Source organism: Desulfoluna spongiiphila, assembly GCF_900101345.1.
Taxonomy (GTDB): Bacteria; Desulfobacterota; Desulfobacteria; order Desulfobacterales; family Desulfolunaceae; genus Desulfoluna; species Desulfoluna spongiiphila.
Map to the genome: position 1 here is coordinate 473,253 of NZ_FMUX01000002.1, position 24,335 is coordinate 497,587.

The following is a 24,335-nucleotide window of genomic DNA, read 5'->3' on the forward strand; positions in this document are numbered from 1 at the left end:
CTCCTGTTGCTATTGGTTCGGGTTGTGCATGGCAAAGGCCATGAGCATCTGGTTTCGGTCTTCCATCTGGAGGCAGGTTTCCAGGCCCCCGGCATCGATGTTGGCGTTGATGGCCTCCTTGGTCATGCGGATTCCCAGGGGGTTTTTGGAGAGCATGATGGTGGCCAGCTCCGTGGCCGCAGGGAGCATGGCCTCTTTGGGGACCAGGCGACTGGCAAACCCTAAGGCCATGGCCTCTTCAGCGCTCATCCAGTTGCCGGTGAGGAGGTACTCGTTGGCCCGTCCGGAACCGATGAGGCGGGGGAGGAAGTAGCTGGAGGCCATGTCGGCACCGCCCAGGCCGATGTTGATGTAGGCGGCGGAGAAGCGGGCATTGTCCGCAAGGATCCGGATGTCTGAGGCCATGACCAGGGAGAACCCGATGCCGGCGGCGGCGCCGTGGACACAGCAGATTACCGGCTGGGGAATGCGGCGCATGGCGAGCATCAGGCGGCTCATGCGAGCCTGGGCGTTGTAGGCGTCCACCGGGCGCATGGCAAAGATGTCCGGCCCGTAACCCTGCATGTCGAGGCCTGCGCAGAAGCCCTTGGCCCGGCCTCCGTCAAGGATGAGAACCCCCACCTCCTCATTGTACATGAGGCTGGCAAAAAGGGTTTCCAGCTCGTCTACCATCGTTTCGTCAAAGGCGTTGTATTTGTCCGGTCGGTTGAGGGTGAGTCGGCCGATGCGTCCTTCGCAGCTAAACGTAAGTCGTTCCATGGCGGTCTCCGTATCCGTCGGTCCTTGGGTGGGGTGTGTTTAAAGTGATGAGACATGTGTGCGCGCTGACAGGGGGCCACACGGCACGAAGCCGCGAGTTTCCAATGCGCGGTGAGTCGGGGGTCAGGTAAAAAACAAAGGCACACGTCATCCCGTTTTCAAGGTGGTTCACCTTGTCGCCGGAGGCATCGCGCTCGTACGTTTTAGTTTCGTACCGTTCCATCTCACCGGAATGCTAATGGGATTGCTTGGTCTTCGTCAAATAAATTGTGGCGATTACGGCAAAAAAGCGTCGCCCCCATGACGGATGCCCGGCGGGACCATGGGGCGCGAAAGCCGTGGCACGGCTTGTTTTTCGCGATGCACGAGGTGGATGACTTTTTTATTAACTGATTGATTTCAATCGCCTTGATCACCCCTTGGGCCTATGGTATATTTAGTGAGAAATCAATCAGGGAGTCCCTTCGATGATGCCCTGTTGACACGTCACTCTCATTTTCACACACTTCCGTATCTTATTCCCCCGGTGTTCATAACATTCAGGCTTTCCCCGATTGAGCTGTTCTTGAAACAGTGTTCATTCGTCATGGTGTGGGCTGCGCTGTCTTCCTTCTCAATCCGAGGTCGGCAATCCCATCGACCCGTGGCAGGCTGCATGGGTCGTTCAATGATCCCGCCGGCAGAACGCCGGCACAGGTGAGTCAAGCGGAGGCAACAATCATGAATAGTATGAAACGATGTGTGGTGCGTTTTCTGCCCGCAGCCATGGTGATTCTGGCTGTTACCCTGGCGGCCGGACCGGCCGCGGCAGGGCTGTTTGATTTTACGCACGGTCGGATCGCTGCTCCCGGCAGCGACCTGTATGCCCTGGGCACCGAGGCCATTGAGCAGGGGCTTGGGGGGACCAGTTATTTTACCAACGGCGAGGGCCGCGTGGTGGAGGTGAGGGCCAAGGAGATGGCGAGCGGGGATTTGCGTGTGACCGTTCGCAGGGTCCACATCCCGAAAAACTACGTGGCGGATACCCACGACGGAACCCTTGAGGCAGAGCGCACCTACACCCGCCTCGAAGAGCTGGCCGAGGAGAGCCCCTGGGTCGGCGGGTACGCCGTGCTTCCCCATAACGAAGGCTACGAAGCGTACAAGTTCGGTGTGATGGTGGAGACCGAGTTCAACAGGAATCATGTTTCGGACAAGTGAGGTCAGGAGCGTCTTTGCCTACCATTAAGATTTTGAAATAGTGGTGGTCTAGAACGAAGCAGGAAAAAGGGTGCATGAAATCATGCACCCTTTTTTTATGCGGATTGACGGCACCGTTGGTCTGAAGGAAGGGGCTCGGCCAGGATGCGGCGGCAGGCCCGCTTGTGATGGGGATCCCTGAATTGACCGCGAAAGGCACCGTTGCCCTCGGCGTCGCACCAGAGGACCGGCCTGTTGTCTTCTACGGGCCGAAGCATCCGGCTCCAGAATCGGTTGCGCAGGGCCACCTGGTTCATCATCAGGGGCCCCTGGCTGCCCATCATGGGCCGGCCTTCGGTATCGGTACGGGGGACAACGGCATCAGTGGACGAAAGGGACCCCGTCAGGATCAACCGGTCCTGTACCTCGGCGGGGAGGTGCCCATGGAGCCTCGACCAGATCCAGGAGCCGATGCCGCGTCGCTTCAAGGAATCCGGAAGGGAAAACCGCCCGACACACATGAGCAGCTCCTGGCGGCTGTTTGTAAACCAGCTCTGGGATTGGGCATGACGCCTGACGGCACCGCCTGCCGATGGCTCCGGGTAGGTGAGGGTGATGGTGACGCGCCCGTGGTGGGCAGAGGGCTCGGAAAAGGAGAAGGCGATCTCACACAGCAGGGTGTTTCGGCTTGCGCAGAACAGGCGATACGGGATACGGCGGCATGCTTTCAACTGGCTTGGGGCTCCTCACGGTCCATGTATTGACGGGCGATGGGCTGATCGGGCTCAAGGAGGTCGTAGCTGAGAAGGTCTTCGGGGCGTACCCAGTCGATGCGGTCGTGGTCTGTGGGGGCAAGGTCCCCGGAGTCCCAGGCCAGCTCAAAGACCAGCAGCCGGATGTCGGAGGTTTCGGTGTGGGCGATGCTCTCCCCAAAGAAAGCAGAGACCGTGGTCAGGATGCCCAGCTCTTCTTGGATTTCACGGACGATGGCCTCCTCGGGCGTTTCCCCTGCCTCTACCTTTCCACCGGGAAACTCCCAGCGTCCGGCATGGCGGGTTCCCGGCCGGTGACGTGCCACAAGGATTTTATCTTCTTTGCGGATAAGGGCCGCAGCGACGGTGAGCATGGGATGTTCCTTGCCAGTTCAAGTAAAAAAAAGAAATGTACCCTACCAGCTCAACCTGTGGGGCGCAAGTCCTTGACGTTTCAGGGGCAGGGTTAATGCATTTGTTTTTTTGCCTTTGGCGGCCCAGCGGGGGTAACCTTTTGTCTGATCTTATACAAAAGGGTCCAACAAACAGGTCTTAATGGTTTGTTTTAAATGACGTTTGGGTCTTGGTCATCGTTTAGGCCGAGACCGTCAAAAAAACGAGAAAGATCCACCGAAACGGAACGCCGCATTCCTGTGGGGCTTTTTAGTCCGTCGTTGCCCGTGCCGCAGAGGAGTGCGGCGCTCCAGGGGACAAGGGTGTTCGGGGGGGGGATGTAAATACGCCAATGGCTTAAACGGTGATCACGGCCGACGTTTGTTTGAAAGGCGGATGTGTTTTGACCCGAGGAACGAGGGGCAAAGCGCACTCGCAATCTGCTTTCGAGGTGGTACACCTCGCCGCCGGAGGCATTGCTTTTGTTTTTCCTGAGCCCTCTTGCCTCTGTCATTCATCCGACTTTAACCATAGAAGGCATCGCTTCTGGACCGTGTATATTTTTTGGCGGGGTTGCCTCGACTTTGGGGGGCAATGGGTGTATCTGGAACAGAGCACACGATAACCACACCTTAAACGCCACAGGACAGGACCCATGGACGACAGCCATCCCAGAGAAGACCGGAATTTTGACGATCTGGCCGATCGCTTTGCAAAGAGTATCTACGGCACCACCAAGGGGCGCATTCGCCTGGCCCTGCTCACCGAAGATCTGCAGGAGAACCTGCCCGGTCTGTACGGCGGAGACCGGCCCATGGAGATTCTGGATGCGGGTTGCGGCATGGCCCAGATGGGCTGCGAGCTGGCCGGAAAGGGCCACCGGGTTCATTTCTGCGATTTGTCGGAGCGGATGCTGGAGCTTGCGGGTTCCATGGCTTCGGAAGCAGGGGTGACGGAGCGATGCGCCTTTTACCACGGGCCGTTCCAGGGATTCATCACGGGAAAGGAGGGCGCCTTTGATGTGATCCTTTTTCATGCCGTTCTGGAATGGTTGGTGGAGCCCAAAGCCTCCCTTGAAGCCCTGGTGGGGTCACTGGCGCCGGGGGGCTCCCTTTCCCTGATGTTTTATAACGTCAACTGCCTTATCCATCGCAACGCCATCCTCGGCAATTTTCGCAAGGTGATGTCCGGGGAGTTCGGCGGGTTTTCCCGGAGCTTTACCCCCCTTCACCCCCTGGACCCTGCAGAGGTGGAGGCGTGGGTGGCCGATATGGGCCTGACCGTCACCCGGAAAACCGGGGTGCGGGTCTTCACGGAATACATGCGAAAAGACGTGCTGAACGACCGGAGCTACGAAGACACCCTGGAAGTGGAACGGGCCCACTGCCGCAAAGAGCCCTTTGCCTCCATGGGGCGCTATGTGCACCTGCTTTGCCGGAAGGGAGAGGACTAACCCGGATATTTCATGAAGAAACGATCAAATCAAAATAATGCAATTTTATTACAGTTGGTTACTGGGGCATGTTTAGGCATTTCAAAAATGCAAAATGTAATTCAGAGGGGAGCCCCCCATCAAAGATGGGGGTTTATCCTCTGAATAAAAAAACCGGCCCATCGGGTCGGTTTTTCTGGCACACACCTGGTTTTCGACTAAAATTCCCTATTCCCTATTCCCTATTCCCTATTCCCTATTCCCTATTCCCCATTCCCTTCTTTAAACCGTTTCTTGTCTTCATACATGAGGGCGTCGGACTCCAGAAGCAGGGAGTCGATGGTGTAGGGCTCCGAGGGGCCACAGGTCCGGGTCCCGAAGCAGAAGGAGGGGTTCGTGATCTGCGGGTCGTCTGCAAGGATGGCTTCAAAGGTTTGCCGTACTCGGTTGACCAGCATGTCGGTCTCCGGCAGGGTTTTTTGAAGGGCGAGGAGCACGAACTCATCGCCCCCCATGCGCGCGGCGCAGTCTTCGATGCGGGTGGCCTCAATGAGAGCCCGGGCAAAGGCCTGGATCAGGCGGTCACCCGTCTGGTGGCCGGAGGTGTCGTTGATCTCTTTCAGGCCGTTGAGGTCAAAAAAGGTCATGGAGATGGAAAAATCGTTGCGGCGCGCCAGTTGGATCATTTTGCGGGCCAGGTCCATGAAGCCGCGTCGGTTGTTGAGCTGGGTCAGCTCATCTTTAAGGCTCAGTTCCTTTAATTTGCGTGCGGTGACGAGCTGGCTGAGGTCGCCGTCGATGGCATACTTGAGCTGATGCATGAGCTCGACATATTCGCCCGGGTAGTCTGTTTCCACGGTATCCATGGTGCAGAGGGTCCCGAAGACCGTGCCGTCGGGCCATTGGATGGGAACCCCCAGGTAGGATTTGAACCCGTGATCCTTGTATTCCGGGTTGTCCTCCCAGCAATCTTCAAGGTCTGCGTTGCGGACGTAAAGGGGTTTGTTTCCGGTGATGACATGGCGGCAATAGATGTTGACATCCTGCGCCACGGCGTCTCCGGGTTTAAAGGGATTGCGGGGGCCGTTGTCCACCACCAGGGTTTCGATGCCTGTTCTATTGGCCTGCATCAACCATGCACCGGGCGATTTGTAAATGACGGCGATGAGATTCACGAGGCGCTGCCACTTGTCCAGGGGGAGTTCCGGGGGCATGTGTTGATGAAAGGAGGGCTGGTCAAACGGGGTCTTGGGCATATCTAAATCTCCAGGTGACGTGTGGATGTTCAAATGGCCGATGCACGAAGGACTTACCGATATTCAGGAAGTATAGCTGATTTTTAACCCGGCGTATAGAAGGGGCCTTGACGTTCAACCACCGCCCACCGGGGGAAAGATTCCCACCCGGTCGCCGGAGCGTAGCACCTGGTCCCGCCCCGCGTGCCTGCCGTTGACAAAGACCAGTCGGACCTGCTCCTCCGGGAGCTTCAGGTGGTCAATGACATCGGCCACCGTGGATTCGTCAGGCATCTCCAGGGCGCCGTCTTCACAGGTGCCTTTCAGGTAGGGACGTAGTGTTGCAAAGAGTTTGAGTTCAAGTTTCATGGGACTCCCGTTGCGTGTGTCGTGTGGAACCTCTGCTTCTTGCACAAAGAGCCGTGCCTTAAGGGTCAAGGTCACGGCTCTTTGTTTGTCCGGAATCGTCGTCAGTTACCCGAAGGAGAGGGTGCTGTCGAGTTCATCGTCGGAGAAGTCCCAGGTGACGTTGTGGGGCTCCAGGTTCTCTTTGAACATGGCGGGCAGGCGATCGTCGTGCTTGGTGAAACCTGCGGCACGGTTGAAGGCCTTTTCCGTCTCCAGGGTGTTGATGCCGATGGCCAGGACGTCGTCGGCGGTCAGGTTGATGCCGTAGCGGGCGTTGATCATGTCCACGATCATGCCGAAGCCCTCTTCGCTGTCCAGGACAGGGAAGGCCACAAAGATGCAGAGGCCTGCGGCGTCCAGGACGGCGGTGGCCACCTGGAGGTTTTTGGACACGTCGATGTTGCCCTCTTTTTTCAGGGCGTCCACGTCTCCGCCCACCTTGAGGATGTTCTGGCAGACACCGTAGCCTGCGGTGTGGTCGGCCCCCATGGGGGTGGTGGCGTAGGTGACGCCCACGCCTTTGACGGCTCGGGGGTCGTAGGCGGGCAGGGCCTGTTTTTTGACCACGGGGATGCGGTCCACGCCCAGGGCCTGGCCGGTAAAGGCCGCGCCGTTGCCGATGATTTTGCCCACGGGGTCGCCTGTTCTTACCTTGTTGAGAAGATCGATGGCACCGGCCTTGTCTCCCCACTCGATGAGGCCGCCCTCCATGGCCATGCCGATGGCCACGCCCGCGTCGATGGTGTCCAGGCCGATGTCGTCGCAGAGACGGTCCATCTCGGCGATGGCGTCCAGGTCGTCGATGAGGCAGTGGGCGCCGAAGGCCCAGACGGTTTCGTACTCAAACCCGGAGGTGAGGTAGTCCCCGTTTTTGTCGTGGTAGGCCTGGGAGCACTTGATGACGCATCCCGGGTGGCAGCCCTCTTTGATGATGCCGCCGCGTTTTTCGATGAGCTCGGCCATCATCTCGCCGCTGATCTTTTCCGCCCGGTCGAACCGGCCGGTTCGGAAGTTCTTGGTGGGCATGGCGCCCGCCTCGTTGACCACGTTGACCAGAATGGCTGTGCCGAAGGCGGGAAGGCCTTCGCCGGAAACGGGGTGGCTGGTGAGGAGCTTGGCCCATTTTTTGGCCACCTCGGAGAAGGCCTCCTTGTTGGCGGGCTTCACACGCTCGCAGCCGGCATCGTCGATGACCATGGCCTTGATTTTTTTCGAGCCCATCACCGCACCCAGGCCCCCGCGCCCTGCGGCCCGTCCGGGGTTGCCCTTGGGGTCGGCCAGCTGGATGGAGGCACCGGTTAAGCGCTGCTCTCCGGCCGGGCCGATGCAGGCCACGCCTACCTTTTCGCCGAATCGCTTCCAGAGGGTGTTGATCACCTCGGAGTTGGTCATGCCCACCAGATCATCGGCGGGAAGGAAGGCAACGCCGTCTTTGGTGATATGGATCAGGCTGTAGTCTTCTTCTTCGGGCTTGTCTTCGATGATAATGGCCTGGATGCCCATGCGGGCCAGCTTCTGGGACACCAGCCCACCGGCATTGCTCTCTTTGATCCCACCGGTGAGGGGGGACTTGGAGCCCACGGAGAGCCTGCCGGAGTTGGCGGCGGTGGTACCGGAAAGCAGGCCCGGGGCGATGACGAGCTTGTTGTCGGCGCTCAAGGGGTGACATGTCGGCGGGACCTCGTCCATGACAATGCGGGATGTCAGGGCACGTCCCCCAAGGATGGCATGGCGGTCGTCCGGGTCAGAATAAGAAAATTCTTTCCTCTTGGTGTCGATTCTGAGAATCTTGTTCATGATGCGTTCCTCTCCTAAGTAAAACATAATGAAATAATGATAAAATTATCATGTATTCATGAATACCACAGCCGGAACACGGGATAAATAAGAAAAACCTAATCTCCTTGATTTTATACGGTATTTGTGGGTATTGTCTGGAATGACAGCGGCTTGACATCCCGGCTTTGATGCGGTTCCCGTAAAGGAAAAAAAAGGCTGTGCTCACCCTGGTGTGAGCATGCTCTCGGTGAGTCCTGATATTCCTGAATTTCGGGGCCCGTTGCAACCGTTCGGGACAAAAGGGAATTTTGCCGGCCCCGGCAGAGCATGTCGATGCGCATCCGGTTTGCGGGCTCCATTGGGCAAGGGCGATTCGATCCTGTCAGGCCGTGGGAATCGCCCCGTGGCCTTTGTGTTTTGTCTTTATCAACCGGGCATTGCAGGTCGGGTGTCCCATGGGAGATATGCCATGCATGCTGCACCGACCAGGTCCCCTTTTTCCCTCAGGAACGTCCGTCTCTTTATCGCCTTCCGCCTTTTTTTTACCGCCCGGTTTTACTACCCCGTGTTTTCGATCCTTTTTCTTGACTTCGGCCTCACCGTCTCACAGTTTGCTCTTCTCAACGCGGTCTGGGCCGCCGTGATCGTGGTGGCGGAGGTGCCGTCCGGGGCCCTTGCCGACACCCTCGGCCGCAAGCGCCTGCTGGTGGCCACCGGGGCCATGATGGTGGTGGAGCTTTCTCTCCTGTGCGTGGCTCCCATCCGGGGCGGCGGGCTCCTTTTTACCCTGTTTCTGGTGAACCGGGTCCTCAGCGGCCTGGCCGAGGCGTCTGCCAGCGGGGCGGACGAAGCCCTGGCCTATGACGCCCTGAAGCGGGAGGGCATGGAAGGGGCCTGGGGCCGGGTACTTGAGGTCCAGATGCGGGTGCAGTCCGTGGCTTTTGTGGTGGCCATGGTTTTGGGCGGTGTGGTGTACGACCCGGAGGTCATGGGGCGATTTTTTTCCTTTCTGGGCCTTGGGATCTCCGTGACCCAGGACCTGACCCTGCGTATTCCCCTGGTGCTGACCTTTGTGTTCGGGCTGTTTACCCTGGGGTGCGCCCTGGCCATGTCCGAACCCGCCGACCCGGCCCATGCCGAGCAGCCATCCACGGCGGAAGCCTTTGCAAAGACCCTTGAAGCCGGCCGCTGGATCCTCACCACCTCCTTTGCCCTTACGGTGATCCTGGCGGGCCTTATTTTTGACGGGGTCATGCGCATGGTGATTACCCTGGCAAGCCAGTACTACCGGGTCATCGGCATCCCCGAGGCGAGTTTCGGCCTCATCGGCGCTCTGGTGGCGGCCCTGGGCATCGTGGTGCCCAAAGTCTCCCGGCACCTGGCCGAGACCCGATCTCCCCGGTTTAACCTGATGGTCCTGGGGTCCCTTACCCTTGTCAGCCTTGTCTGGATGGCCTTTTTTCCACCCTACCTTGGCCTTGTCCCCGCCCTGGTCCTCTTCGGAGCCATGAGCATGGTGGCCTTTTTCGTCAGCCATTACCTGAACCGCCTGGCCGCGTCTGAAACCCGGGCCACGGTCCTCAGCTTCAAGGGCCTGGCGTACAACATCTCCTATGGCCTCCTGGGCATGCTCTACGCCGTCATCCTCGCCATGGAGCGGCGCCCGCTCCTGGCCGAAACCCCTCTGCTCTCCGGGCAGGGCCTTGAAGACCGCCTCTTTATGGACACCTTTTTCGTGTTTCCCCTCTCCTTTGCCCTCCTCATGGCCTTTTTTCTTCTTTTCGTTCTTGGAAAAAGAGACAAAAACGAGCCCCGTAATCCTTCGCCTTCCTGAAGTTGTTTCTGAATGGGCCTCTTGCGGCAGGGTGTCATGGGAGATAATGGCTTCTTTCATGTCTTCCTATTAGCCAAATATTTTAACCTTCTTTTAACTATGTTTCTTCTTTTGGAGATTTTATAACCACCAAAAAATCAAAGGCGCCGCGCGGGGGGCCTTGTTTCGTTTGGTGAGCTGCCTTTTTTTCCAGATTTCAGCCGTTTTGCTGTCTTTCAGCCCACACAATGTGGGCTTTTTTTGTGGCGAAGATACGGTTGCAGGTCAGGTTTCAAGGCATGGGCATACGGGAATGGACGGCACGTGTGCCCGTGAAGGCATGTTGGTTCGTTATGGATACGATGAAAGGTGTGTTTCTCGTGAAAAAGATTCGATTGGATTGGACGTGTGCGGGGCTTCTGGTCCTGATGGTGTGCGGGGCGGGGGGACTTCCTCGCGTGGCCGTGGCAGGGGAGGCGGCTCCGATGTCCCCCGTGGTGCTGACAGGAACGGGCAATACGGAGGCAAAGAATTATGCGGGTACCCGAGACCTGACCCTGCAAGTGGCAGAAGGGGCGGCGCTGAATGTCAGGGGTGGTCGCGGGGCGGCCATCTTGGGGGCCGGGTCTTCCGTTTGCCTGAAAGAGGGGGCCACGGTGACCCTTACAACCGATTCCGAAGGCAGCGATCCTGTGTCTGCCATCGGTATCGATGGAGATGAGAAAGAGAGCGAAAACAGCGTTACTCTGGCCAAGGGGGCGGCAGTGACGGTGGCCTCCACCAAGGCCACGGACACCTCGGCCATCTTGATCACCGATGCCGATAACGCCCATGTCTCCCTGGATGCCGCACGGGTCAAGGCCTCGGCCGCGGACGGGAAGGTGTACGGGGTCAAGCTGGAAAAGGTCAAGTTGCCGGACACTGCCTCCCTGACCATGGCCCATGGGGCCAGGTTGGAGGTGGCGGGAAAGGCCGCTGCTGTGACAGGGGCCGATGGTGATCCCGAAGGCGAAGCCAGGGGCGTGGGCATCATTGATGTCAAGCACGGGGTGGTCCGCTTGTCCGGTGGCTCCGCGATGACGGTTACGGCGTCGTCTTCCCTTGAGGACGCGGACATGGATGCCGATGGGGTGGAGATTAAAGGTACGGACAAAGGTGAGGTGTTTCTGGATGGCACGTCGTCTATCCGTGCGTCGGCGGTTTCTTCCGGCACGGATGGCAGCGCGTATGCCAGTGGGGTGGAAGTCCATAACGTGAAGGATCTCACGGTGAGGGTGGATGGTCAGTCGACCATCCAGGCATCGGGGACTGCATTGGGTGTCAATGGTTATGCAGGTGTCTCTGGGATGGAAATAGGTGGTGTCACGCGTGCCGATGTGACTCTGGACGGTGAGTCGCTTCTGCATGCATCGGCCACCGGAGCTGAGGCCGTGGCCACGGCGTTTCACCTGGGCGCGGGAGATCTTGACCTTGAGCGGGCTCAATTCACCCTGATTGGCCATTCCGGTGTTGAAAGCAACGCCTCTGGAGACACGGCATTGTCCGGGGGTGTTACCATGGTGGATACCGATCACGGCATCCTCAAGGTGGCGGAAGGAGGCCATATCACCGCCACGGCTTCGGCTACCACCGGTGACCTGAAAAAAGGCTCCTCGAGCAAGGTGTTTGCCGCCGCTACGGTGGTGGGCATGCTGAATGTCGATACGGTGGACGTCGACTTAAACCAGGCCGTCCTGAGCGGTACCATGAGCGCCACTGCCCATCTCACCGAGAAGGGGCATGCCGCGGCAGGGATTGGGCGGGATTCCGTGGGCCTCCTTCCTGTGGGTATCGGTGCCTTAGGTTACAATCAAGCGAACATTCGGTTGACGGACTCCCATGTGACACTGACGGCAACGGCCTCGGCCAGTGTTGTAGACGGCAGGAACATGGCCCTGGTCGGGGAACCTGACATGCCTGTGTGCGGGATACTGGTCATGCCCCGGGGAATGGAAGGGGATGAGTTTCGTGTCGGCGATGTGGCTGCATTAAAGATGCCTGATGACCACACGTCCATCCGGCTGACGCGCTCCACCATTGATGTCACCGGCAAAGCTTCAGCCGAAAATTGCCTCGCCTTTGTCTCCGGCATTACCCTGAACGGGCTGAGTGGAGAGACGGATTCGGACCCCGCTACCCTTGCGATGACTGACTCCACGGTTCGCGCTTCGGCTGTGGCCGAAGGGCCTCGGACAAAGGATTTTTCCATTGAGAAACCCACAGCCATGGCCGTTGGTATTTCCACATTTTCCCTGGGTGGCAAGACCACCATTTCCCTGGACAACACCAGGGTTTTGGCTGAAGCCAAGGGGGTACTGGCTGGAGCCGTGGGCATTGGCGCCAGTGACGGCGATGGGAGCAACCTTGAGATTGCCTTGACCCGTGGGAGTGTGGTGAAGGCCGTGGCGTCACGTTCCGGGGCATCGGAAGAAGAGGGCGAGGGCGGCCCTGAATGCGTAGCCATTGCTCTGGGCAGCGGAAGCGTCACCCTGGATGCGACCTCGTCCCTTGAAGGGGAGTGGGCCGTGGTTCGGACCGAGATCAAGGCCCGAACCCCAATGATCACGATGCCAGATCTGACCGTGACCAACAAAGGGCTTATCGCCGGTCGACTGAAGGGCGTCGCCCTGGACAATGCCTCAACAGGCATCCTGCAGGTGGATTTCAAGGGGACAGACGATTGTTCCTACGTTTCATCCGCTGCGAAGAACACCTTCTACTTCCAGACAGACTCCGCCAAGCTCGCCGATGGCTCCACCTTCCGCATTCTTCCCAACGAAGGCCTCGGCCTTACCAGGCCCGGGCAGAGCCAGACCTTTGCCTTGCTTGAGTCAGGTGCCGACGTGCAGGGAACCAGAGCCAAGGTGACCCTTGAGGTCAAAGGCAACTCCCCGCTGCTGGGCCTGAGCTGGGTGGATACGTCATCCGATACCGAATTGGTGGCCCGGGTTCGTTTCTTGAACCCCGCCGAGGCTGGTGTGTCCCGTAACGGAGGTGCTGCCTTTACCGCCGCCCTGGCCGATATGCCAACGTCCTTTGTCCTGGGTACCGACCCCGAAGCCTGGTCTCCCAGCGTCAACGGGGCCTTCCTTACCGGCATGACCCAGACCGTGGGGGCTTCCCACACCAACATCGGCAACCGTCTGGGCGGGCTCATGGGCCTGAACAGCGGGGACGAAATCGTGGCTTCAGGGGGGCTGTGGTACAACGCCAGCTTTACCGATGCCGACCAGGACGAGCGTGACGGCGTGGTGGGCTTTGACGCGGATACCACCGGCCTCAGCCTGGGCCTTGACCGCCAGGTAGGGGCTCTTACCGTGGGCGTTGCCGTGACCCAGGGCAAATCCGAGGCCGAGGCCGACGACAACAGCTCCGAAATGGACATGGACGACCACCTTTTGAGTCTCTACGGAAGTTATGACGGAGGGATATGGTTCGGCGAAGCGGTCCTCTCCGCGGGCATGGGCAATGTGGACAGCGTCCGGCGCCTGGGCGATGCAACCTTTACCGCCGACTACGACAGCACCAGCTACAATGCCATGGCCAAGGCGGGCATGAAGCTGAGCGCGGCCGGATGGCAGGTAAACCCCCTGCTGGCCGTTGAGTACTCCTTCAAGGACTACGACGGGTACACCGAGTCCGGGGGCAAGGACAGCGGGGCCCTTGAGGTGGAATCCCAGGATTACTCGGTTTTCAATGTCGGCGGCGGTGCCACCCTGCAGCGCAGCTGGGTAAAGTCCTGGGGCGTTCTTACCCCTGAGGTCTCCGCCCTGGTGCGTTACGACCTTAAAGGCGACGGCATCCTTACCACCGCAAAATTTGTGGGGGGCAGTACCGCCTTCATCGCCAGCGGTGCAGATCCTGCCGAGACCAGCTGGGATCTCTCCACGGCCCTGACCCTGGCCAGCCTGGAGGAGAGCGCCGTGAGCCTTCGCCTCGGTTACGACTACGCAGGCCGCGAAGATTTTGTGGCACACAGCGTCAGCGGCAAGCTGCGGTTTGAGTTTTAATCAGCGCAGGGCATTTGGATATCCCGCGAGTTAAAAAAATCTGGAAAAGCAGCCATGCCTCGTTTATACGGGGCATGGCTGTTTTTTAGGGACACACCACGGGAGGTCCGAATGGGACTGGCAGGAAAAATCCGGCGCCGGGCGCTATGTGCGGTAGCGGCGATGTGGGTGGCAAGCGGGTGCGCCACGGCACCGCGTCAGCTGACCTTTGTCGATCTTGGGCAGCGCGGCGGACTGGCCGGGTTGGAGACGTGCCGAATCGAGGGCCAGCTGTTTACCCTGGCGGCCCTGGCGCCGGCCCTCTCCCGTTCCGACGTGCTGCGCGTCTATATCGAAGGGGACGGCCTGGCCTGGCGCACCCGCCATGTGCCGTCGGCCCATCCTTCCCCTGTGAATCCCACCGCCCTGAACCTGATGCTCGCCGATCCCATTCTTGACAAGGCCTATCTGGCGAGGCCCTGCCAGTACCTGCAGACAGATGCCTGTCGCCCTCGGTACTGGTCGACCCACCCCTTTTCTCCTGAGGTTATCTCAGAGATGGGCCGCGCCCTGGACGTCTTGAAGGCGCAGGGCGGCTACGGTCGCCTGGAACTGGTGGGATTTTCCGGCGGTGCGGCCGTGGCGGCCCTTCTGAGCGCCCGGCGGGGTGACGTGGACAGCCTGACCACGGTGGCGGGAAACCTGGATACCGAGGCTTTTTGTAAACTCCACGGACTGACGCCCCTTTCCGCCTCCCTGAACCCGGCCGATGTCGCAGGGGCGCTGGCGTCCATTCCCCAGCGGCATTTTGTGGGCAAAGACGATGCGGTGATTCCCCCTGCAATCTACGCATCCTTTGCCTCCCGCATGGCGCCTTGCAGGGCCCCCGCCCCGGTGCTGGTGGATGACGCCGCACACCAGCGGGGATGGCTGGCCCTGTGGCCCGCCCTGCTGCGATCCCATGGGCCGGAGCCGTGCCGCTTAACAGCCCCTTGAGGGGCCTGTCTCATCCGGGGTCGTCATTATCGTCCCATTCAATTCCTTCCTGCTTTGCTTGAAAATGACTCCGGTGTGTCCTTGTCAGAAAGCCGGGAGTAACATTTCGTATGATCGTTCTCTCATGAAATATCCGGGTTATCGCATGCCGGGTCTCGTTTCGTGGGGGCTGGTGCCTCCGTCTGCAGGGTACGAGAGCCCCTCCCCCCAGGGCCAACGCATTTGGATTTTGCCTCCGGCGGCCCTGCCGGGGGGCAAGCTTTTGAAACGTTGGACAAACAGGTATTGAGTGCGATGCATGGTTCATGCGAATGTGCTCGTATTTCGATTGCTTTCGCCTGATGTGCAGGCAACCGAAACGTTTTTGTGGAGCTTTTTTCAAAAAGCGACCCGCCGGAGGCAACTTGCAGTTAAATGCGTTTGTCCTGCCCCTCCCCCCTCTCTTTTTAAATGTTTTTCTTTTGTATGTTATAATGAAGCGTTACCTGCACTGACCGAGACCGTGCGTATGGCGTTGCGTCGCTGCGGGGGGGGGTACGATGCTCGTATTTTATCTGTTACCGGGTTGTGAAGGGATAATCTTTTATGTATGCTAAGTAGATTTGTAAAATCAATGTTTATAGTTTGAAGGCGACAGAATCTCTACGAAAGCCTGGGATCCATTGCTGCGGCGTGTAGTCCCTCCGGTCTTTCTGCGCCCTGTCTCAATGGGCGGCTTTCGTAGAAGGGTTTTCGGCCTTTGAGGTGTCTGTTCCGGGATCCAGGCGACAGATGAGCGAGAAGGTGAAGCCACCTGGCTTCCCTTTGGAAACCATAAAAGAAAGGAGCGAGGAGATCCGGTGGATTCCGGGTCTTTTGTCATGCATCGTCCACTTTATTTTGGAAAAACGGGTGATGGATCGTGGTGGCCGCATGGCGCGTGTTATGAATGGTTTTATCTTCAACCCAATGGTAAAGATGGTGGCCCAGAGACTGGCCATCGGCATCGGGACCCTGCTGGTGATCTCGGTTCTTATTTTTGTCGGTGTGGAGGCCCTTCCCGGGGATCTCGCCGAGTCGGTACTGGGCCAGAATGCCCTGCCGGAAACTGTTGCAGCCTTTCGTGCTGAACTTAACCTCGACCTTCCGGCCCATGTCCGCTACGGGACCTGGCTGGCCGAGGTGGTCAGGGGAGATTTTGGAAACTCCCTTGCCAGCGGAAAACCCATCGCCGAGCTTATCGGGTGGCGGTTTAAGAACACCCTGTTCCTTGCGGGGACCACGGCCCTGGTGGCTGTCCCCCTGGCGCTTTGTCTCGGCATGTTTGCCGCCCTGTACCGGGACACCTGGATGGACCGGTTTCTCTCCATCTCCACGCTGAGCGCCATCTCCTTTCCTGAGTTTTTCGTGGCCTATATCCTCATCACGCTTTTTTCCGTCAAGCTGGCTCTTTTTCCCAGCATCTCCACCCTGACCCGCGACATGTCCCTTGCGGTGAAGCTGCACACCATCACCCTTCCCTGTATCACGCTTACCCTGGTGGTCCTGGCACACATGATGCGCATGACCCGAGCTGCCATCATCAACGTGATGGACCTTCCCTTCATCGAGATGGCCCGCCTCAAGGGGATCTCCCGACGGCGGATCGTCTTCGCCCACGCCCTTCCCAACGCCCTGGCTCCCATTATCAATGTCATCGCCATCAACCTGGCCTACCTGGTTGTGGGTGTGGTGGTGGTGGAGGTGGTCTTTGTCTACCCGGGGCTTGGACAGCTTCTGGTGGACTCCGTATCCAAGCGGGACCTGCCCGTGGTGCAGGCCAGCGGCCTTATTTTTGCCGTGACCTACGTGGGGCTGAACCTGACGGCGGACGTGTTGTCCATGGTGAGCAACCCGCGCCTTCGGCATCCGAAATAGGGGGGGATATGAAACAGATAATGCACACATTAAAGCGTATGTCGCCCAGTGCCCTGTTCGGGGTGACGGTGATTGTTCTGAATTTACTTGTTTTTCTGGTGGGCCCGGCTTTGGCCCCCTACGGTGAGACCGAAGTGGTGGGGGATGTGTGGCTGCCCATGGGGGCCGGTCATCTCCTGGGAACGGACCATATCGGGCGGGACATGCTGACGCGCCTGATCTACGGTGCGCGCAACACCATAGGCATTGCCCTGTTGATTACCTTTATCGCCTTTGTCTCCGGGACCTTTCTGGGCTTGGCCGCGGCCACCTTGAAAGGGTGGGTGGATCAGGTCCTGGGACGCCTTGTAGACATTGTCATGGCTTTTCCTCCCCTGATTTTCGCCCTTATGGTGCTGTCGGTGATGGGAACCTCGGTGACGGTGCTTGTGGTGGTCCTCTCCCTTCTGGACTCCACCCGGGTGTTTCGCCTGGCCCGGGCCGTTGCCATGGATGTGGAGGTGATGCCCTATGTGGAGGCTGCCCGCCTCAGGGGTGAAGGGCTCTGGTGGGTCATGCGCCGGGAGATTTTGCCCAACACCCTGCCGCCCCTTATTGCTGAGTTCGGCATGCGGTTTTGCTTTGTGTTCCTTTTTATCAGCGCCTTGAGCTTTCTGGGCCTTGGCTTTCAGCCCCCGGCAGCGGACTGGGGGAGCATGGTCCGGGAAAACGCCGGGGCCATCACCTTCGGGATTCCCGCCGCCCTCTGGCCCGCCTCTGTGATTGCTGTGTTGACCATCGGGGTGAACCTGGTGGTGGACTGGTTTCTCAATATCCAGGGAAAGTCAACACATTAAGCAGTTGAAAAAGTAACCTGGGGGCAAGGGGCTCAGCCCCTGGCCGCCGGAGGCATCGGTTTATAAGGAGATTTCTTATGTCCAAGAATAAAAAGGAAAAAAGCAGCGGTCTGTTGACCCTGACCGATATCCATATCGCAGGGGGCCAGGGGGATCACCGCGAGGAGATTATCCACGGCATCGACCTGTCCCTTGCGCGGGGCGAGGTCCTGGGGCTCATCGGCGAGTCCGGGGCGGGAAAATCCACCCTGGGCCTGGCCGCCATGGGGTACATTCGCTCCGGGTGCGAAGTGACGAAAGGGTCCATCGTCTTTGACGGCATGGACCTTATGGCCAAGTCTCCATCCCGGCGGCGAAAACTCTGGGGGACCCGCATCGCCTACGTGGCCCAGAGTTCGGCCGCTTCTTTCAATCCGGCACATACCCTGATCCGGCAGTTTACCGAGGTCCCGGTGCAGCACGGCATCGCCGGAAAAGCCCGTGCCGAGGAGAAGGCGGTCAGCCTTTACGATCGCCTGAATCTTCCCCAGCCGGACCAGATCGGGTACCGGTATCCCCACCAGGTCTCCGGTGGCCAGCTCCAGCGGGCCATGGTGGCCATGGCCATGGCCGCAGACCCGGATATCATCATCTTTGACGAGCCCACCACCGCCCTTGATGTCACCACCCAGATCGAGGTGCTGGCCGCCATTCGGGACGTGATCCGCGACAAGAACACCGCGGCCATCTACATCAGTCACGACCTGGCCGTGGTGGCCCAGATGGCGGATCGGATCATGGTGCTAAAGGACGGGAACCTCGTGGAGGAGGGGGCGGCCGAGGCCCTCCTGGACGAACCCCAAGAGAGCTACACCAAAGAGTTGATCTCCGTGCGCCTCGGCAAAGGGAAAAAGCGAAAAGGGGAGACGCCCGGGGAGACGATTTTAAAGGTCGACGGCATCACCGCCGGATACAAAAAAGGGGAACGGGTTCTGAAAGATATCTCCCTGCATGTGGGGAAGAAGAGGACCGTGGCGGTGGTGGGGGAGTCCGGAAGCGGCAAGAGCACCCTGGCCCGGGTGATCACCGGCCTGTTGCCCCCGTCCAAAGGGCGGATTCGCTTCGGGGACGACCTGCTCAAGCCGAAAACCGCCCAGCGTGACCGGGAGACCTTAAGGCGCCTGCAGATGATTTACCAGATGCCGGATGTGGCCGTGAACCCGCGCCAGACCCTCCTTGAGATCATCGGTCGCCCCCTTGCCTTCTATTTCGGCATGGACAAGGAGGCCATCCGGGGTCGGGTTGCCGAACTGCTTGCCATGGTGGAGCTTCCCGAGGCCTACATCTCCCGCTACCCGTCGGAACTCTCCGGGGGTGAAAAGCAGCGGGTCTGCATCGCCCGGGCCCTGGCGGCCAAGCCCGATCTCATCATCTGCGATGAGGTGACCTCGGCCCTGGACCAGCTCGTGGCCGAATCGGTGCTGAATCTTCTTCGGCGCCTGCAAAAGGAGCTTGGGGTCTCCTACCTGTTTATCACCCACGACCTGAACACCGTGAAAGCCATCGCCGACGAAGTGGTGGTCATGCTCAAAGGGCGCATCGTGGAGCAGGGCCCGAGGGCCGAGGTCCTCAGCCCTCCGCACCACGCCTACACCGAAAAGCTTCTCGCTTCCGTGCCGGAGATGGACACCGACTGGCTCGACAACTACCTCGAAGGGAGCGTGGCGTAAGGGCCACACAATACATCGCTGCGGCAACCCGCTTAAAGATGCCTCCGGCGGCCCTGCCGGGGGCCAAACTTTTGAAAAGTTTGACAAACAGCTATTTAACACGATGCCCTCACCATGCCTTGAATGAAAGGCGAATGTGATTTTCCCTGAGGAACGAAGGGGAAAGCGCATTTGCAACCCGCTTTCAAGGTGGCACACCTTGCCGCCGGAGGCTTTCTTCCATGAACTTTCACCATAGAAGGCACCGCAGACGTGTTACGAAATCCGTACCGGAGAAAGGAATCAGCAAAGACGTATGCATTCATTACATGAGTTGGAATCCCTTGTTGAGACAGGGCGCATCTCGCGCCGAGAGTTCATGCGGCGTGCCGCGACCTTAGGGCTTGCCCTGGCCGTTGCCCCGTCGCTGTTTCCCATGGGGGCCCAGGCTGCGGAAGGCCCGAAACGGGGCGGCCGCCTGCGCATGGGCATGGGGGGTGCCTCCACCACGGACACCCTCTCCCCTGCGGTGATGACGGACATGATGATCCAGACCCTCGTTTACGGGCAGCTGGGCAACAGCCTCATGGAGATCGACAATGAGGGCCGGGCCGTTCCGGAGCTTGCCGAGAGCTATGAATCATCGGCCGATGCCTCAACCTGGGTGTTCAAGTTGCGAAAAGGGGTGACCTTCCACAACGGCAAGACCATGACCGCCGACGATGTGATCCACTCCATCAACCTCCACCGGGGGGAGAAGAGCACCTCGGCCGCCAAGGCCATAGTGAAGTCCATCAAAGAGATCGTCAAAGAGGACGCGTACACCGTGCGCATGGAGCTTGCCTCTCCCAACGCCGATTTCCCCTACATCCTCACGGATTACCACCTGGTCATCGTACCCGAGGGCCACGACGGCACGGACGGGATTTTCACCGGGGCTTACCGTCTCAAGTCCTTTGAGCCCGGGGTTCGCAGCCTCACCGAGCGGAACTCCGGTTACTTCAGGGATGACAGGGGATGGTTCGATGAGGTGGAGACCCTGGCCATCAACGACATCAACGCACGCACCAACGCCTTGAAAACCGGGCAGGTGGACCTGATCAACCGGTGTGAGTTAAAGACCCTGCGTTTTCTTGAGCGCATGCCCGGGATTCAGCTCGTCAAGCAACGCGGCTACAGGCATTACACCTTTGCCATGCATACGGACGCGGCCCCGTACAGCGACAACAACGTGCGCATGGCCTTAAAGCACGCCGTGGACCGGGAGCAGCTTGTGAAGACCGTGTTCCGGGGGTATGCCGTGGTGGGCAACGATCATCCCATCAGCTCCGGGAACAGGTACCACGCAGGGGACCTGCCCCAGCGGGTGTATGACCCGGACAAGGCAAAGCACTACCTGAAAAAAGCGGGGCTGGACCACCTGAAGGTGGATCTTCACGTGGCCGACGCCGCCTTTCCCGGTGCCGTGGATGCCGGCGTCCTCTTTCGGGAGAGTTCGGCAAAGGCCGGGATCGATGTCAACGTGGTGCGAGAGCCCAATGACGGCTACTGGAGCAATGTCTGGCTCAAAAAAACCTTTTGCGCGGTCTTCTGGGGCGGCCGCGTCACCGAAGACATGATGTTCTCCACCGCCTACGCCGATAACGCCGCCTGGAACGACACCAACTGGAAGCACAAGCGGTTCAACGAGCTGCTGGTGGCGGCACGGGGAGAGCTCGATGAGGCCACCCGGAGAAAACAGTACGAAGAGATGCAGCGGCTCGTCAGCGATGAAGGCGGGGTCATCATCCCGGCCTTCGGCATGGACATCGCCGCCGCAAGCAAAAAGATCGGCCTTCATAAGCCCGCCGTGAACTGGGAACTCGATGGGTTCCGGTGCGCCCAGCGTTGGTGGTTCAAGGCGTAATGACGTGTCTTCTATGGTTAAAGCCGGGTGCAGAGGTCTCAAAAAAAACAAAAACATGCCTCCGGCGGCGAGGTGTGCCACCTCGAAAGCAGGTTGCGAATGCGCTTTCCCCCTCGTTCCTCGGGGAAAATCACATTCACCTTTCATTCAGGGGATGTTGAGGAATCTTGTTATATAGCTGTTTGTCAAACTTTTCAAAAGTTTGGCCCCCGGCAGGGCCGCCGGAGGCATCATTCCCTTTTCTATAAGCTGAATTGGGCGATTCGTTTTTTGAGGCGGGAGCCGATGTCCGCCAGGGCGTCGGCGTCCCGTCCCACGGAGACGGCGGTTTTCAGGATGTCCTGTGAGGCCCCGTCAATTTCAGCGATATCCCCGGCGATCTCTTTGGCGGCAACGGTGCCTTCGGCCAGGTTGCCGTTGACGTCGCCGATGCGTCCGGATGTCCGGGCCAGGCGTCCCGACACCTCGCGGGTGGTTGCGGACTGCTGGTCCACAGCGGCGGCGATGTCGGAGATGATGGTGTCGATGTCGTGGATGACCCCGGCGATGTCTTCAATCCCCTCTGCCGTGACCTGGGTGGTCTTCTGCATGCCGGCAAGGTGGGTGTGGATATCCAAGGTTGCGTCGGCGGTCTGTTTGGACAGGGCTTTGATCTCATTGGCGACCACGGAAAATCCCTTGCCTGCGGCCCCGGCCCTGGACGCTTCGATGGTTGCGTTTAAGGCGAGGAGGTTGGTCTGGTTGGAGATTTCGGTGATGGTCTCGGCGACGTTGCTGATGTCCCTGGCTGATGTTGTCAGTTCCCGGATCCTCAGGGATGAGGACCCGGCGGTTGAGACGGCGCGTTCCGATATGGAGCGCGCTTTTTTTGCTTTCACGGCAATGTGGTCCATGGAGGCCTGCATCTCCTCGGTTGCCGTGGCCACCTTGGTGAGGTTGGCCGTGGCCTCTTCGGAGGCCGTGAAGATGGCGCTGAGGGAAGCGCTCATCTGAGAGCCCGCCGCGGCAACGGTCCCGGAACGGTCCGCGGTGCTTTCGGCGTTGCGGGTCATGGTGCCGGAGATGGCGTCCAGGTTGCCCGAGGCACAGACCAGGGCGTCCGTCTCCCGGGAGACGTCGCCGATGATGGCGTGGATGTTGCCCACAAAAACGTTGAACCAGTGGGCCAGCCTGCCGATCTCGTCCCTGTTCTTCACGGGGAGGCGAACGGTGAGGTTGCCGTCCCTTGAGGCGATGTCTTCCAGGGCCCCGGAGAGCATCCGAACCGGTTGCACCAGTTTTTTGATGAGGACAAAGCCCAGGAGCACCAGGCTGGAGATGACCACGACCCCCACGGCCAGGTTCAATCGCCTGGACCGGGTGATGAGGCTGTGCTTTCTTTCGTTTTCCAGAGCAGCAATCTCTCTGGTGAGCTTCTGGCAGGAGCGGGCATGGGAGACCATGATGGATTCCAGTTCCGCCTTTCGGGTTTTGTATTCCGGGGTGCCGTAAAGGGTCGTCAAATGGCGAAAATCCCTGCTGTAGGCTAGAATCTCCTGTGTGGCCCGGTCCACGGATTCCCGGTAAACATCCGGGACCGCCTGCCCTGCACGATCCAGCAGTTTCAGGATGGCCTTGCAGTGTCCCTCCCATTTTTCAAGGGAGTTTTTCGTGTCCGTTCCATGGGCCTTGAAACCGCGAAGTTGAAAGTTTTTTTCCTGGCGCCTGCACTCCAGGATTTTTAAGTTCATCTCCCCCATGAGTCCAAGGGTTCGATCAATGGTGACGATTCCTTTCATGGCAAGGTTGGAGTGGACGCAGATGATGGAAACCCCGGCCGTGATTCCGATGAGCAGAAACACTGCTTTTTGCCTGATCGTAAGCTGTTTTGGCATGTTTGTCTCTCCCGTGGTCAGTCATGAATTCAGTCATACCGTATGACCAGTGAGCAAGTAGCATACCAAACGTTGATTTGCTTTGATGGAGGGTAAGTTATTTGAAATCAGGGAATAACCGATGGGCGTTTCGGGTGTTTGTTTAGGGGGCGGGCATTGGGTGTCAGGACGGTTGGCAGGGTGTAAAGCAGGCTGGTGCAACCGGAATATTTTTGCGGCGGTTTCTCCACAAATCGCCTTGGCGAAGGCGAACCGAGGTAGATCCCAGCTTTTGGTAAGGCCTCGCGCAAGAAATAAAGCCACACCCCTTACGAAACATGCCGCTGTGATTTGACCCGAAAAGGAGGGGCAAATCACAGCGGCAAACGGCTTTCAAGGTGGCTCACCTTATCGTTGGGGGCCTCGTTTTAAGCTTTCCTAAATCCAGTCCAGGCCGCCGAAGACTGCCGCGCAGGCAAAATCAAAGGCAAGGATGGAGGAGACCACCTTGACGCGCTGCCGGTCGGTCTCCATGTCGTGGACCCAGAAGGAGACGACGAAAAAGGGCAGGTACCCGATGAGGAAGATAAAAATGGGGAACTTGATGCTCCACCAGGCCCAGTCCCAGGTCAGGGCCCCGATGGCGTTTAGAACGCACTCCACCACCACGCAGGCCGTGGTAAACAGGATAATGTAAAAGGAGCGGTTGGGGACCCCCAGGATTTTCTTGTTCTTGTCGGCGGGAAGGCTCTTTACCGCGGCCACGCCCATGACCATGAACATAAAGAGAATCTCGATGTTCCAGCCGATGAGGATGATGTAGCTGGAGTCGGCCGGGGCTCCCCAGACCGGGGCGTGCCCGGTGAAGTGAAAGACCAGTCCGTTCCAGAGTTCGTTGAAAAAATCCATCCCGATGAAGGCGAGCCCCGCCAGAACCACCTTCCAGTTTTCCTTGCCCATCTCCACAGAGTAGACATAGATCACAAGAAGCAGGATCGGAATAAGAGTCCATTGAAAGTGAGATGTGTCCCTCAGGGCAGCGAGTCCTTGCTGGGCGGCCGGTGTCATAGGCTGGTCCTCCTTTGGTTTTCTGCGTTGTGTGGAAAAGGATGTGAGATATCCCATGGTTACTGAGACTGTACATGGGTGTCAATGAAAAAATGAACAAAACCTATATTTGTTCATTTGATAGGGCCGGTACTTTGTCACTATTCAGCTTATGCCTCCGGCGGTCCTGCCGGGGGCTAAACTTTTAAAAATTTGAATAAACAGGTTTTAAACTCAGATTGAGTTTAATCTGAACCAATGGCGAATGAGATTTTCCCTGAGGAACGAAGGGGAAAGCGCATTCGCAACCTGCTTTCAAGGTGGCACACCTTGCC

Annotated in this window: 17 protein-coding genes; 9 read left to right on the forward strand and 8 right to left on the reverse strand. The window is 58.8% G+C overall.

Features of this window, described 5'->3' with window-relative positions; translation table 11 throughout:
• Positions 1–9: 9 nt before the first annotated feature.
• Positions 10–759, reverse strand: coding sequence for an enoyl-CoA hydratase/isomerase family protein (locus tag BLQ12_RS05025; protein ID WP_092208881.1), 750 nt, complete (start codon positions 757–759; stop codon positions 10–12).
• A 720-nt stretch (positions 760–1,479) separates the two neighbouring features.
• Here BLQ12_RS05025 and BLQ12_RS05030 point away from each other — a divergent pair.
• The gene (locus BLQ12_RS05030) at positions 1,480–1,959 is read left to right on the forward strand and encodes a hypothetical protein (protein ID WP_139163851.1); all 480 of its coding nucleotides are present in this window, start codon (positions 1,480–1,482) and stop codon (positions 1,957–1,959) included.
• Positions 1,960–2,054: 95 nt separating this feature from the next.
• On the opposite strand, the gene BLQ12_RS27315 is transcribed toward BLQ12_RS05030, so the two are convergent.
• Both BLQ12_RS27315 and BLQ12_RS05040 read right to left on the reverse strand, forming a co-directional pair.
• Complete coding sequence (locus BLQ12_RS27315) at positions 2,055–2,669, reverse strand: hypothetical protein (RefSeq protein WP_092208885.1); 615 nt, start codon at positions 2,667–2,669, stop codon at positions 2,055–2,057.
• Positions 2,666–3,064 (reverse strand): (deoxy)nucleoside triphosphate pyrophosphohydrolase, encoded by a 399-nt coding sequence (locus BLQ12_RS05040; RefSeq protein ID WP_092208887.1) that lies wholly within the window; start codon positions 3,062–3,064, stop codon positions 2,666–2,668. The genes BLQ12_RS27315 and BLQ12_RS05040 overlap by 4 nt, the downstream gene beginning before the upstream one ends.
• Positions 3,065–3,738: 674 nt before the next feature.
• Here BLQ12_RS05040 and BLQ12_RS05045 point away from each other — a divergent pair.
• A complete protein-coding gene (locus tag BLQ12_RS05045; protein ID WP_092208889.1) occupies positions 3,739–4,536 on the forward strand; it encodes a methyltransferase domain-containing protein in 798 nt (265 codons plus the stop codon).
• Positions 4,537–4,778: 242 nt separating this feature from the next.
• On the opposite strand, the gene BLQ12_RS05050 is transcribed toward BLQ12_RS05045, so the two are convergent.
• The 3 genes from BLQ12_RS05050 to BLQ12_RS05060 all read right to left on the reverse strand — a co-directional run bounded on the left by BLQ12_RS05050 (position 4,779) and on the right by BLQ12_RS05060 (position 7,955).
• On the reverse strand, positions 4,779–5,771 hold the full coding sequence (locus tag BLQ12_RS05050; RefSeq protein WP_092208891.1) for a sensor domain-containing diguanylate cyclase: 993 nt from the start codon (positions 5,769–5,771) through the stop codon (positions 4,779–4,781).
• Between the two features lie 114 nt (positions 5,772–5,885).
• A complete protein-coding gene (locus BLQ12_RS05055) occupies positions 5,886–6,119 on the reverse strand; it encodes a MoaD/ThiS family protein (protein WP_139163854.1) in 234 nt (77 codons plus the stop codon).
• 105 nt (positions 6,120–6,224) lie between these two features.
• Positions 6,225–7,955, reverse strand: a complete 1,731-nt coding sequence (locus BLQ12_RS05060) for an aldehyde ferredoxin oxidoreductase family protein (RefSeq protein WP_092208895.1) — start codon at positions 7,953–7,955, stop codon at positions 6,225–6,227.
• A 451-nt stretch (positions 7,956–8,406) separates the two neighbouring features.
• On the opposite strand from BLQ12_RS05060, the gene BLQ12_RS05065 reads away from it, so the two are divergent.
• The 7 genes from BLQ12_RS05065 to BLQ12_RS05095 all read left to right on the forward strand — a co-directional run bounded on the left by BLQ12_RS05065 (position 8,407) and on the right by BLQ12_RS05095 (position 21,100).
• The gene (locus BLQ12_RS05065) at positions 8,407–9,771 is read left to right on the forward strand and encodes an MFS transporter (protein ID WP_092208897.1); all 1,365 of its coding nucleotides are present in this window, start codon (positions 8,407–8,409) and stop codon (positions 9,769–9,771) included.
• 359 nt (positions 9,772–10,130) lie between these two features.
• Positions 10,131–13,799, forward strand: coding sequence for an autotransporter family protein (locus BLQ12_RS05070; protein WP_175469511.1), 3,669 nt, complete (start codon positions 10,131–10,133; stop codon positions 13,797–13,799).
• 111 nt (positions 13,800–13,910) lie between these two features.
• Positions 13,911–14,774: an alpha/beta fold hydrolase gene (locus tag BLQ12_RS05075; protein ID WP_139163855.1), complete on the forward strand. Its 864-nt coding sequence runs from the start codon at positions 13,911–13,913 to the stop codon at positions 14,772–14,774.
• A gap of 912 nt (positions 14,775–15,686) precedes the next feature.
• Positions 15,687–16,670, forward strand: coding sequence for an ABC transporter permease (locus BLQ12_RS05080; RefSeq protein WP_254781978.1), 984 nt, complete (start codon positions 15,687–15,689; stop codon positions 16,668–16,670).
• Positions 16,671–16,678: 8 nt separating this feature from the next.
• Complete coding sequence (locus BLQ12_RS05085; RefSeq protein WP_226860141.1) at positions 16,679–17,506, forward strand: ABC transporter permease; 828 nt, start codon at positions 16,679–16,681, stop codon at positions 17,504–17,506.
• A 77-nt stretch (positions 17,507–17,583) separates the two neighbouring features.
• On the forward strand, positions 17,584–19,215 hold the full coding sequence (locus BLQ12_RS05090) for an ABC transporter ATP-binding protein (RefSeq protein WP_092208903.1): 1,632 nt from the start codon (positions 17,584–17,586) through the stop codon (positions 19,213–19,215).
• 295 nt (positions 19,216–19,510) lie between these two features.
• Entirely contained in the window at positions 19,511–21,100 is a 1,590-nt protein-coding gene (locus BLQ12_RS05095) for an ABC transporter substrate-binding protein (RefSeq protein ID WP_092208905.1), read from the forward strand.
• Positions 21,101–21,342: 242 nt separating this feature from the next.
• Here the strand turns inward: BLQ12_RS05095 and BLQ12_RS05100 are convergent, their stop codons facing one another.
• Together BLQ12_RS05100 and BLQ12_RS05105 are read right to left on the reverse strand one after the other, a co-directional pair.
• Positions 21,343–22,974: a methyl-accepting chemotaxis protein gene (locus BLQ12_RS05100; RefSeq protein WP_092208907.1), complete on the reverse strand. Its 1,632-nt coding sequence runs from the start codon at positions 22,972–22,974 to the stop codon at positions 21,343–21,345.
• Positions 22,975–23,391: 417 nt separating this feature from the next.
• Positions 23,392–24,021 (reverse strand): hypothetical protein, encoded by a 630-nt coding sequence (locus BLQ12_RS05105; protein WP_092208909.1) that lies wholly within the window; start codon positions 24,019–24,021, stop codon positions 23,392–23,394.
• Positions 24,022–24,335 lie beyond the last annotated feature (314 nt).

Excerpts from the sequence above, each read along its gene's own strand:
- BLQ12_RS05025 (WP_092208881.1), bottom strand. The coding sequence starts at position 759 with ATGGAACGACTTACGTTTAGCTGCGAAGGACGCATCGGCCGACTCACC.
- BLQ12_RS05030 (WP_139163851.1), top strand. The coding sequence starts at position 1,480 with ATGAATAGTATGAAACGATGTGTGGTGCGTTTTCTGCCCGCAGCCATG.
- BLQ12_RS05040 (WP_092208887.1), bottom strand. The coding sequence starts at position 3,064 with ATGCTCACCGTCGCTGCGGCCCTTATCCGCAAAGAAGATAAAATCCTT.
- BLQ12_RS05045 (WP_092208889.1), top strand. The coding sequence starts at position 3,739 with ATGGACGACAGCCATCCCAGAGAAGACCGGAATTTTGACGATCTGGCC.
- BLQ12_RS05050 (WP_092208891.1), bottom strand. The coding sequence starts at position 5,771 with ATGCCCAAGACCCCGTTTGACCAGCCCTCCTTTCATCAACACATGCCC.
- BLQ12_RS05055 (WP_139163854.1), bottom strand. The coding sequence starts at position 6,119 with ATGAAACTTGAACTCAAACTCTTTGCAACACTACGTCCCTACCTGAAA.
- BLQ12_RS05060 (WP_092208895.1), bottom strand. The coding sequence starts at position 7,955 with ATGAACAAGATTCTCAGAATCGACACCAAGAGGAAAGAATTTTCTTAT.
- BLQ12_RS05065 (WP_092208897.1), top strand. The coding sequence starts at position 8,407 with ATGCATGCTGCACCGACCAGGTCCCCTTTTTCCCTCAGGAACGTCCGT.
- BLQ12_RS05075 (WP_139163855.1), top strand. The coding sequence starts at position 13,911 with ATGGGACTGGCAGGAAAAATCCGGCGCCGGGCGCTATGTGCGGTAGCG.
- BLQ12_RS05080 (WP_254781978.1), top strand. The coding sequence starts at position 15,687 with ATGGCGCGTGTTATGAATGGTTTTATCTTCAACCCAATGGTAAAGATG.
- BLQ12_RS05085 (WP_226860141.1), top strand. The coding sequence starts at position 16,679 with ATGAAACAGATAATGCACACATTAAAGCGTATGTCGCCCAGTGCCCTG.
- BLQ12_RS05090 (WP_092208903.1), top strand. The coding sequence starts at position 17,584 with ATGTCCAAGAATAAAAAGGAAAAAAGCAGCGGTCTGTTGACCCTGACC.
- BLQ12_RS05095 (WP_092208905.1), top strand. The coding sequence starts at position 19,511 with ATGCATTCATTACATGAGTTGGAATCCCTTGTTGAGACAGGGCGCATC.
- BLQ12_RS05100 (WP_092208907.1), bottom strand. The coding sequence starts at position 22,974 with ATGCCAAAACAGCTTACGATCAGGCAAAAAGCAGTGTTTCTGCTCATC.
- BLQ12_RS05105 (WP_092208909.1), bottom strand. The coding sequence starts at position 24,021 with ATGACACCGGCCGCCCAGCAAGGACTCGCTGCCCTGAGGGACACATCT.